The following is an 11,067-nucleotide window of genomic DNA, read 5'->3' as shown; positions in this document are numbered from 1 at the left end:
TGTAGATGAAATGGGAGACGTGGGCAACGAAGAAAGCTCCCCCATTCACCGTCCGGCACCTAAACTAACCGAACTATCCACCAAACCCAAAGTCTTTGAAACCGGAATTAAGGTTATCGATCTTCTCACCCCTTATCGTCAAGGTGGAAAAATCGGATTGTTTGGCGGAGCAGGTGTGGGGAAAACCGTTATTATGATGGAGTTAATTAACAACATCGCCATCCAACACGGGGGAGTATCCGTGTTTGGTGGAGTAGGGGAACGTACCCGTGAAGGAAATGACCTCTACAACGAAATGATCGAATCTAAGGTAATTAACCCCGATAACCTCTCAGAATCGAAAATTGCCCTGGTGTACGGACAGATGAACGAACCCCCCGGAGCGAGAATGCGGGTGGGATTATCTGCTCTAACCATGGCAGAATATTTCCGTGACGTTAACAAGCAAGACGTATTACTGTTTATCGATAATATTTTCCGTTTCGTACAAGCCGGTTCTGAGGTGTCTGCCCTCTTAGGACGGATGCCCTCTGCTGTGGGATATCAGCCCACCCTAGGGACTGACGTAGGGGACTTACAAGAACGGATTACCTCTACAAAAGAAGGGTCTATCACCTCTATTCAAGCGGTATATGTTCCTGCGGATGACTTAACGGACCCGGCTCCTGCGACCACCTTCGCTCACTTAGACGGAACCACCGTATTATCCCGTGCCTTAGCGTCTAAAGGGATTTATCCTGCGGTTGATCCCCTAGATTCTACTAGCACCATGTTACAGCCCAGTATTGTTGGGGATGAACATTATGACACCGCTCGTGCTGTTCAATCTACCTTACAACGCTACAAAGAATTACAGGATATTATCGCTATTTTAGGGTTAGATGAATTATCAGAAGATGATCGTCGTACTGTAGATAGAGCGCGTAAAATTGAGCGTTTCTTATCTCAACCCTTCTTTGTGGCAGAAGTGTTTACCGGTGCGCCTGGTAAGTATGTGTCCTTAGCGGATACCATCAAAGGGTTCCAAATGATTCTCAGTGGTGAATTAGACGATCTCCCCGAACAAGCTTTTTACTTAGTGGGAGATATTAACGAAGCTAAAGCTAAGGCTGAAAAACTCAAAGAAGCTTAGGTTTTGTAACCTTTATCTTACTAATAGGGGCGCGCTTTGGTTCGCCCCTATTCAGCACTAATCATTGATAATTAATTACTGATATGCCATTAACCGTTCGTGTCATTACCCCTGATAAAACCGTTTGGGACGGCGACGTACAAGAAATCATTCTACCCAGTACCTCTGGACAACTGGGTATTTTAGCCGGTCACGCCCCCTTATTAACCGCCTTAGATACCGGTGTCATTCGTGTTCGTCCTGATAAAGACTGGAAGAGTATCGCTGTCATGGGAGGGTTTGCTGAAGTTGAACAAGATGAGATTAAAGTCTTAGTGAACTCAGCCGAAGCCGGAGATAACATCGATAAAGAAGCAGCCAGAGAAGAGTATAATGCGGCTCAGAGCCGTTTAGAAGAAGCCACTAAGGGTGGAGAACCTCGGGAACAAATGAAGGCATCTAACGCTTATAAAAAAGCCAGGGCCCGCCTTCAAGCAGCCGGTGGAATGGTTTAACTGATATCTTGCATGGTAAAAATAGGCAAGAGTTATCAGGCAAAAGGCAAGAGGATTTTTTAGATAAGCTAATTTTCTAAAATAGACTTTTGCCTTTTGCTGATCTCTTACACCAGTACAAAATAACTTAACTTATATCTTGCACCTTCGATAAACTCCCCTACCCCACACCCCCCTTTAAAAGGGGGGGGTTCGGGGGTAGGCAATAGGCAATAGGGTTTTATTATAAAGATGTGGTATTCTGCCCGACATCAGGATAAAATACTCTTGCCTCTTGCCTCTTGCCTAACGATTAACCATTACCTCTACATTGCGATGCACTTCGTTTAATAATCGATGAGACATTCTAAATAATTCTTGACCGGTGTGTAAATGAGAATCGTCATAATTACAAGAAAACCATTCTAACTCTTCAATGCCATCAGCAATATGATTCAAACAGTAGTAAACAATGGCTGCTATTTTAGCCAATTTTGGGGGATTCGGTTGAGAAGAAAAAATACGTTTGGCCTGTTGTAAATCATGGCGAGAACAGCGCACATAATCTTGAAAAACTCCCATTAATTCATCATCAAAGGGATCAGCCGCCAAGGCATCGAGCTGATCATTTAAACGGTTCAAAATACTCGATATTAAGCGATCGATGGGACGATAAACCCCCTTTAACCACTCATCAATTAACCCGACGGAAACCTCTTCAGTAGCGCGACGACTTTGATAGTAAGAATGGGCTTGGGCTGTCCTCTGTTGTCGTCTGGCCGAGGGATAATTAGGGATTAACTGTTGATCGTAATTATATCGTCGTTGCGGATCTCCCAACACCTCATAGGCTGCATTTATACGGATAATCTGTTCATGATTAGCAGTTTCTTGGCGACTATCTGGATGAAATCGCTTGGCTAAACGGCGATAGGCCTGTTTGATTTCCGTTTGAGTGGCAGTGTGACTAACTTCGAGGATGTGATAATGATTTGTCGATGTCATGAGAATCCAGAAGATTAAGAGGACAGCAACCAACCCTTTGCTTAATTCATCATGGCCAGTTGAGGGGGTTCGACATTTTGGAAGAGGGGGGTACTTAAGTAACGTTCTCCAAAACTGGGTTGAACCATTACGATTAGTTTACCGATATTTTCGGGCCGTTGCCCAACTTTAATGGCAGCACATAGGGCAGCCCCTGTAGAAATACCGGACAGTAACCCTTCTTCTTTGGCCAACCGTCGTCCGTAGGTCATGGCTTCATCATCGGTGACGGTGATGACCTCATCAATTAAGTCTACTTTCAACACTTGGGGAATAAAACCCGCCCCAATGCCTTGAATTTTGTGTCCTCCTGGCTTTCCTCCCGATAAAACGGGGCTAGTGGTGGGTTCAACGGCGATCGCCTGAAAACTGGCTTTTCGTTGTTTAATCACCTCGGCCACACCGGTAAGGGTGCCGCCGGTGCCTACCCCTGCGATTAAAAAATCCACTTGCCCATCCGTATCTTCCCAAATTTCTTCGGCGGTGGTTAAACGGTGAATTTCGGGGTTAGCCGGGTTATTAAATTGTTGCAACATATAGGCATTGGGTAGGGTTTCTACTAATTCCTGGGCCCGACGAATACAACCACTCATCCCCTCACTACCGGGGGTTAATTCTAATTGTGCGCCATAAGCTTTTAACATGGCCCGACGTTCTTGGCTCATGGTTTCGGGCATGGTTAAAATTAATTTATATCCCTTGGCAGCTGCTACCATAGCCAGAGCAATACCGGTGTTGCCGGAAGTGGGTTCAACTAAGAGGGTTTTCCCTGGAATGATTAACCCGTCTCGTTCCGCTGAATTAATCATATTAGCCCCGATACGGTCTTTTACCGAGGCGGCCGGGTTCATCCCTTCTAATTTAACGACAATTTGCGCTTTACACCCTTCTGCTTGAGGAATACGATTCAATTGGACTAGAGGGGTACGGCCAATTAATTCGGATACATTGTGAGCAATTTTCATAAATCTTCTCTTAGTATACTTAATGACTTGTTCTTTGGTTGTAGTCTCTCCTTTGGCAGTTATCACTATTTTTTAGGGTTTCTTCATTTTTGTTGTCTTAAGCATTTTTAATTAATAATTTTACTTGAGAAGGAAAAAATATCTAGATTGCCCTTCATCTCACCCTCGCTAGTTTTGCCCCTTAAATTTAGATTTCATGTCAAGAAAAATTTTTAAGGCAGCCTTATCACGTTCTTGTAATGCAATATAGTGATTATCGTCGTCAACTAATTCAGGGTAGCCCCAAATTGCTTTCGCAGAATATTCATCATTATCGTAAGTGGTAAATTTCCAGTAGGTAGGAAGTTCATATTGAACAACCTTAAAAAGTTCTGATGGATAAAAACAAGGTAAATTATAATCATCACACAATAAATACATTAGTATTTTTCTCCAAATGCACATACCATAAACTTCATATTCATAATTAGGAGTAATATCAAACTTTGTCTCATTGCTAAAACCTACTGCATAATGCTCTTCTGAAAATCTATAATCATCAAAGAATATATACTTAATTTTCATAATTAGTTTAATCCTTAAAATTAAAATCTTCTACTTCACTTATTTTTGCGTTCAAAGTGTAATTTATTTCCATGAGAAACATAGATCAAGTTTCTCCTAAAATTGCTTGTATTTGTTGTTTTAAAATTGGCAAATCATTGATAACAATTCGCCAAATAATATTAAGATTAACCCTAAAATACTCATGAGTAATAATATTCCTAACATCAATTGTTCCCACCCAAGGAATATTAGGATAAAGCTGTCTTGTTTCTTCAGTCATTTTACTTGCTGCTTCTCCAATAATCATTAAATGATGAATCATCCAAGTTTGAATTAACTCATCTTCAGTAAACCTATCTTTTCCTTGAATTGCGTACTTTTCTATTTGAGCAATTGCCTCTAACATATCTCTCAATCTTTCCCTATCATCCCTCATAATTCTATCGCCTCGTCTAATACCCTTTCCCGAATCCGTTCTTTTAATCCCTCCACCGTTACAATATCAACCTTACGACCTAAAATAGACTGTAAATCTTGCATTAATCCCGAAGGAAACCAAGGACTAATTTTGTTTAAATCATAATCAATTAAAAAATCAATATCGCTTTTTTCGTCATCCTCTTCCCTAGCAACCGAACCAAAAATTCTTACATTATACGCCCCATGTTTTTTGGCAATACTGATAATTTCTTCTCGTTTTTCTAATAATAATTGTTTAAGCTTCATAACCTAACCTCCATAAATTTAGCTTAATTTACGCCTCTAACCCGAATAAAAATTTAAGCAACATAACGAATAATATCCACTATATCAGAAATTTTGGATGTTACAAAATGTATGCAAGATTTATTTAAGAGATTAAATACTCAGGGAATAGATTTTAAAATATCTAACTTTTCTAAGGCAAGTAAAAAAAAATAGATAATTAAGTATTTATTTATAAATTGTCCGATTTTTTAAATATAAAAAGTATTATTAACTATGTCAATTTTTTAATAGGAATACACATAGGTTTTTGAGTAATTGGATCAGGTAAAATGTGGCTTTCTAAGTTAAAAACGGCTTCAATTACTTCCTCTGTCATTACTATTTCTGGGGTTCCTTGTGCATAAATTTTTCCTTGTTTCATGGCCACTAAATAATCAGCGTAACGACTGGCTAAATTAAGATCATGTAAGACAATAACTAAGGTTTTCTGAGCGGTTTGATTCAGTTCATGAAGTAGGTCTAAAATTTCGATTTGATGGGCTAAATCTAAAAAAGTTGTCGGTTCATCTAATAATAAAATATCGGTATTTTGGGCTAAACTCATAGCAATCCAAGCTCGTTGTCTTTGTCCCCCTGATAAGCTATTTAAAGGACGATCAGCTAATGACCTTAAATCTGTACTGATTAATGCTTGATTGACAAAGGTTTCATCTTCTTTTGACCATTGTTGCCACCAGTTTTGATAAGGATAACGACCTTGGGAAACTAATTCTTTAACGGTTAACCCTTCAGGAGATGAGGGATTTTGGGGCAGTATTCCTAAGGTTTTTGCCACTTGTTTACTAGATAGTTTAGAAATGGCTTTGCCATCTAAATAAACACTACCCTGTTTTGGTTTTAGGAGTCTTGCCAACCCTTTTAATAGGGTGGATTTTCCGCAGCCGTTGGCTCCTATTAAAATGGTTATTTTTCCTGAAAGAATGCCTAAACTTAGGTCAGTAATGATTGTTTTATTGTCGTAACCTAAGGTTATGTTTTGAGCTTCTAATCGACTGTTAATCAAGTTAGGATAATCCATAATTTAGTTATTTTAAAATACAATTTATCGCTGAGTAATAAGTAAATAAATAAAGTAAGGTGCGCCAATAATAGCGGTAATAATACCACAAGGAATTTCAATGGGTGCAAATAATAATCGACCTAATAAATCTGCTAACATTACCATTAATCCCCCCATTAAGGCTGCTGTGGGTAACAACCCTTGATGAGATACTCCCACTAAACGACGAGATAAATGGGGAGTCATAAAACCTACAAACCCCACCGCGCCGGCGGTTGCCACAGACGCACCGGCTAACGCTACACAAATCAATAATAATGCCCCTCGTTGCCATTCCACAGCACTTCCTAAACCCGTGGCCACATCGTCTCCTAACTGTAAGTTATTTAAGTCAGAAGCCATTAAAAAAGCCAGGATACTACCCATAATAATCCAAGGAAATAGGGTCATAAAATGCTCCCAGGTGCGTCCATAAACACTGCCCGTTAACCATAGTAAAGCCTGAGAAACACTGTTGATTTCGCCGAAGGTAATCATCAAGTTTATTAAAGCCGTAATAATTAAATTGAAGCTAATTCCTACTAAAATTAATCTTCCAGTGGAACTCCCATTTTGCCATGCCATAAAATAGATGAGTATTGAAACAATTAATCCCCTAAAAAAGCAGCGATGGGTACTATTTCCATAGACGAAGAAGGAACAAGAATCAACAAACTTACTACCGCTAAAACAGCCCCGGCATTGACTCCGATAATACTGGGGGCGGCTAAAGGATTACGAGTAATTCCTTGAGTAATGGTTCCTGCTATGGCCAATCCTGCCCCAACTAACCAAGCAATTAATGTTCTTGGCAGTCGCAATGTTTTAATAATAAAAGCATCTTCTATATTATTAGTATCAAGTCCTAAAATAATCTGACTAACTTCTATGGGATTGATAAATGTTTCCCCTTGACAAAGACTAATAATAATGACAAACAGGGTAATAATTATTAAACTACCTAAGACAATCGGCACTCGTTTATCTAAGGGAAATGATAGAGGAATTTTTAAAGCAGAAAAGGTTAACCAAGTATTCATACTTTTTGTATATTTTATCAAACTGATTTAACTTTTTTGCGAATTAAATAAATTAAAAAGGGACTACCAATCAAAGGCATAATTAAACCTACAGGAATTTCTTGAGGTTGTAAAATGAGACGAGCAATTGTATCAGTAATTAATAATAAAATGGCTCCAAAAATAGCACTATAAGGCAGTATCCAACGGTAATCAATCCCCACTAAAAAACGAACAATATGGGGAATAATTAAACCAATAAATCCGATGGGTCCAGCGAGGGCGACACTTCCCCCTGCTAATAAGATAATACTAATAGCGGCTATTACTTTTATCCAAGCTGTTTCTTGACCTAATCCTAAAGCCATATCATCCCCAAAGCTAAGAATAGTAATATGTTTTCCTAGGGCAAAAGCTAATAATAATCCTATCAGTAAATAAGGGAGAACTTGTAACAATAATTCTATGTTTTTTCCTCCGACTGAACCGGCTAACCACAAACGAATTTCACTTAAAGCACTTTGATTAATAATTAAAATTCCACTGGTTAAAGAACCCATAAAAGCAGTTAGAGCAGCCCCGGCTAAGGTTAAGTTTAAGGGGGTAATTCCTCCTTTTCCTAACGCAGCAATACCATAGACAACAATCGCAGTCATTCCGGCTCCTAAAAAAGCAAATATCGCATAAAAGTTTAACGAATTATTCCCCATCATTGATGTCGCTAAAACAACCAAAAAAGAAGCCCCTGCATTAATGCCTAAAATACTAGGAGAGGCTAAGGGATTTTGTGTAATTCCCTGCATTAATGTTCCCGAAACTGCTAAGGCTGCTCCCACAGATAAAGCAACCAGCGATCGCGGAATTCTTACCGTTCTAATAATTAAATGTTCCGGGGAACCATCAAAAGAAAAAACAGCTTGATAAATTTGATACAAAGAAATATCAGCCACTCCCAAGATAATATTAATAAAAAAACAAACCATTAATATTATCAAAAAGAAGATTAAACCAGGAAATAAAAAAGAAGGCGATCGCTTTAAAATTTTCATAAAAAAGTAATATTAAAATTAATTATTGCATTTGTCCATTTGCCCAATTTCCTTCTACTTGAGTACCGTCAGAGAAAATATAAACCCCTGATCCATGTTGTTCACCATTTTTAAATTCACCTTTATATTGATCGCCATCAGCATAGTTACACATTCCTTCACCATTTAATTGACCAGCTTGAAATTCCCCTTCACAGCGATCACCGTTAGCAAAAGAATAAACCCCTTTACCGTTAAATTTTCCGGCTTGAAATTCTCCTTCATAAATATTTCCATTAGCAAAAGAATAAACCCCTTGACCATGAAATTGACCGTTTTGAAATTGACCTTCATAAGTATTCCCATTAGCAAAGGTATAGGTTCCCTCTCCTTCAGGTTTCCCCTGAACAAATTCCCCTTTATAAACATTACCATTGTCATAATTTCTGACCCCTTGACCATGAAATTGGCCATTTTGAAATTCCCCTTCATAGTTACCGCCATCAGCAAAAATATAGTTACCTTGTCCGTGGGGTTGAGCTTCTTTTAATTGCCCTTCATAACGGTTGCCATTTTCATATTCACAGGTTCCTTGACCGTTAATGGTTCCGTCACTAACCTCTCCAGAACATTGATTACCATTGGCAAAAATAAAAGTACCTTTTCCACTGGGATTCCCGTCAACAAATTCCCCTTCATATTGCCCTCCATCACTAATAATATAAACCCCTTGACCGTTGGGTTTTCCGTCCTCAAATTCTCCTTCATATTTATCCCCATTAGCAAAAATTCTTACCCCTTCTCCGCTAATATTGCCCTCTTTAAATTCTCCTTCATAACTTCCCCCATCTGCAAAGGTATATTTACCTTGACCGTCTTTTTTGCCATCGGTAAAATTGCCTTCATATTTATCTCCGTTGGCATAATCACAAACCACTTCACCATTGAGTTTTCCGTCCGTCATCGTGCCTTCACACTTTCCCCCATCGGGTAAGGTAATCACCGCAGCTTGAGCCATAAAAGAAGGATTCACATAACCTGTGACTTCAAAAGTAACAGCCATTAAAACAGCGAAAGTAACTTGTTTAAATAGGGTTTTGTTCATCATGAAATCTCCGAATGAATGGTTTAAACAATTAGGATTCATAAAGTCATGGGACGTTATTACAGTAGGGGCTTAATAACATTCAGCCCACATACCTATTCTGGTGACGGGAGGGGTTCTAGGGGAGGTAAAGAAGGTTCGGGTGCAGTTGGTTGAGCTTCTTGTTGTTGAGCTTCCATTTCAGCTTGACGTTGAGCTTCTTCTTCCTCTCGTTGACGCTGGGCCTCGATTTCAGCTTGACGTTGAGCTTCTTCTGCTTCCCGTTGACGTTGAGCCTCCATTTCAGCTTGACGCTCTCTTTCTCGTCGCTGACGCTCGATTTCTTCTTGTCTCCGTCTCGCTTCCTCCTCGAAGTTACTGCCTTCTTGAGCAAAAGTAATGGCTAACTGTAACCGTCGTCGGTTACCGGACGGACAGCGAATATTCCTAGCGGTATCAATGGCGATTTTGTCCAAAGCAGGATAACCACTGGATGTCTTGATATTGGCACTGGTTACACTGCCACTACTATTGGTAACCACCTCCACCACTGGCCTGGCTTCAATGCCTTGGTTAGCTAAAGATGAGGGAAAATCAGGCTCTCCAGGGGGGGTACAACCGGCTCCGGAGGTACTCTCACCGGAAGCATTTCCGGCGGGTTTCGAGGGAACCCCCCGATTAGCGGCCACCGCCCCACTGCCAGGGTTACCAGGGTTATTCCCTGTGCTACTCCCTTGACCGGGTGTATTGCCACTACCCCCCTGTAACCCTTCTCTAAGTTGCCCTACACCCCCCGATGAGGATGTAAGGGCCCGGGTAGAACTACCTCCACCGGAAGGTTTCGAGCGGTTGGCAGAAACCCCTCCAGGGCTGCCAGGGTTTCCTTGAGGGTTGCTACTTTCTGGGGATGAAGCAGTAGGTGAGGGATTTCCCCTCATGCGGTTCCCCAAGTCGGTGTTGGTTTCACTGGTTAAGGGGTTAGAGGTAGCCGTAGGAAGCTCCGGAACAGAACGGCTAATGGTTGGTTCTGTCAAGGTTTCAGTGGGTGAGGGGGTTTCTTGTTCCGGTTGTGTTGCTTCTTGTAAGGGTTCAGCAACAGGAGTCGGGGGTAAGTTGGCAATGGGTTCGGGAAGGTTGGTTTCGGGTTGGGGTTCCGGTTCCGGTGCCGGTTCAGGAGGGGCGACACTGGGTACAGGAGGGGGTGGGGTCATCTGCGCCACTTCTGGCTGTATCGGTGTAGGGGGTTGCGGTTGGCTAGAAGGATTAGAGGCGGCTTGTTGTGTTTCTTGAGTTTGTTCGAGTTCCGGTAAGGGGTCAGGGGTTAACTTTGTTTCTAGTTCGGGTTCGGGTTCCGGTTTGGGTTCAATTTTTTCGGGTTCGGGTTCTTCAACAAAAATAAGCTCGATGGGTTCTGCGGTTACTGTCTCCGGTTTGGGCAGCAAGCTTAAACTGACAATGATGCCTGCGTGTAAAATGACAGACCCTCCAAGTCCATAGAGAATAAGCTTTTTGAGGGTTTTTTGTTCTTGATTACGTTGTTCGTTACAAAGGTTCGTTAGGGTCATGTCCGCACAATCTACTTAGAAATTCTTGTTAAATCTTTGATCCCAATGAAATCAGAGATTTTCCCCAACAAGCAGAGGATAGCTTTTATAAGTTACTGATAATTATATGCAATAAAATCTAGTTTAATCTAATATAAATATATTTTTTTTGCAAGGCTTGATTATAAAAATTTTCTTAACTAAATCTTGGAGAAGTTGCAGGCTTTAGGCTGTAGGATGCTGAAAAACTCCCCACGGAGCGAATGAACGATAAGAAGAGATTATGATTTTATCAAAATCTATGATATATTATAGGTTCACAATTGACAATACTTATCAAAACTTGGTTAACTATGAATAAAACAGTATATTGAAAATATTTCTCAATTTTTGTCTTGCTTTGTTTTCCAGTATCTCTTTTAAGT

General features: G+C 40.4%; 11 protein-coding genes and 1 pseudogene. 2 read left to right on the top strand and 10 right to left on the bottom strand.

What is annotated here, in order from left to right:
* Both atpD and atpC read left to right on the top strand, forming a co-directional pair.
* Positions 1-1,132: F0F1 ATP synthase subunit beta (gene atpD / locus C4E06_RS21480; RefSeq protein WP_107670457.1), on the top strand; the 1,132-nt coding region annotated here is incomplete at its 5' end.
* A gap of 83 nt (positions 1,133-1,215) precedes the next feature.
* On the top strand, positions 1,216-1,626 hold the full coding sequence (atpC, locus tag C4E06_RS21475; protein WP_107670455.1) for an ATP synthase F1 subunit epsilon: 411 nt from the start codon (positions 1,216-1,218) through the stop codon (positions 1,624-1,626).
* A 285-nt stretch (positions 1,627-1,911) separates the two neighbouring features.
* On the opposite strand, the gene C4E06_RS21470 is transcribed toward atpC, so the two are convergent.
* The 10 genes and pseudogenes from C4E06_RS21470 to C4E06_RS21425 all read right to left on the bottom strand — a co-directional run bounded on the left by C4E06_RS21470 (position 1,912) and on the right by C4E06_RS21425 (position 10,663).
* On the bottom strand, positions 1,912-2,610 hold the full coding sequence (locus tag C4E06_RS21470; RefSeq protein ID WP_107670454.1) for a J domain-containing protein: 699 nt from the start codon (positions 2,608-2,610) through the stop codon (positions 1,912-1,914).
* 41 nt (positions 2,611-2,651) lie between these two features.
* Positions 2,652-3,614: a cysteine synthase A gene (gene cysK / locus C4E06_RS21465; protein WP_107670453.1), complete on the bottom strand. Its 963-nt coding sequence runs from the start codon at positions 3,612-3,614 to the stop codon at positions 2,652-2,654.
* A gap of 168 nt (positions 3,615-3,782) precedes the next feature.
* Positions 3,783-4,178, bottom strand: coding sequence for a hypothetical protein (locus C4E06_RS21460; protein WP_107670452.1), 396 nt, complete (start codon positions 4,176-4,178; stop codon positions 3,783-3,785).
* A gap of 85 nt (positions 4,179-4,263) precedes the next feature.
* Complete coding sequence (locus tag C4E06_RS21455; protein ID WP_107670451.1) at positions 4,264-4,596, bottom strand: DUF86 domain-containing protein; 333 nt, start codon at positions 4,594-4,596, stop codon at positions 4,264-4,266.
* Positions 4,593-4,886: a nucleotidyltransferase family protein gene (locus tag C4E06_RS21450; protein ID WP_107670450.1), complete on the bottom strand. Its 294-nt coding sequence runs from the start codon at positions 4,884-4,886 to the stop codon at positions 4,593-4,595. Before C4E06_RS21450 ends, C4E06_RS21455 begins: the two co-directional genes overlap by 4 nt.
* Before the next feature lie 253 nt (positions 4,887-5,139).
* Positions 5,140-5,946 carry an ABC transporter ATP-binding protein gene (locus C4E06_RS21445; protein WP_107670449.1) on the bottom strand — a complete coding sequence of 269 codons (807 nt, stop codon included), beginning with the start codon at positions 5,944-5,946 and terminating at the stop codon, positions 5,140-5,142.
* A gap of 24 nt (positions 5,947-5,970) precedes the next feature.
* Positions 5,971-7,007 (bottom strand): annotated as a pseudogene (locus C4E06_RS21440) (FecCD family ABC transporter permease).
* A gap of 17 nt (positions 7,008-7,024) precedes the next feature.
* Positions 7,025-8,035 carry an iron ABC transporter permease gene (locus tag C4E06_RS21435; protein WP_232826332.1) on the bottom strand — a complete coding sequence of 337 codons (1,011 nt, stop codon included), beginning with the start codon at positions 8,033-8,035 and terminating at the stop codon, positions 7,025-7,027.
* A 22-nt stretch (positions 8,036-8,057) separates the two neighbouring features.
* Positions 8,058-9,119, bottom strand: a complete 1,062-nt coding sequence (locus C4E06_RS21430; protein WP_107670448.1) for a hypothetical protein — start codon at positions 9,117-9,119, stop codon at positions 8,058-8,060.
* A gap of 95 nt (positions 9,120-9,214) precedes the next feature.
* On the bottom strand, positions 9,215-10,663 hold the full coding sequence (locus C4E06_RS21425; protein WP_107670447.1) for a TonB family protein: 1,449 nt from the start codon (positions 10,661-10,663) through the stop codon (positions 9,215-9,217).
* Between the last annotated feature and the right edge of the window lie 404 nt (positions 10,664-11,067).

The organism is Cyanothece sp. BG0011 (assembly GCF_003013815.1).
Classification (GTDB): Bacteria; Cyanobacteriota; Cyanobacteriia; order Cyanobacteriales; family Microcystaceae; genus Crocosphaera.
Note: the sequence above shows the minus strand (reverse complement) of the source record. Positions and strands in the feature narration are given on the sequence as shown.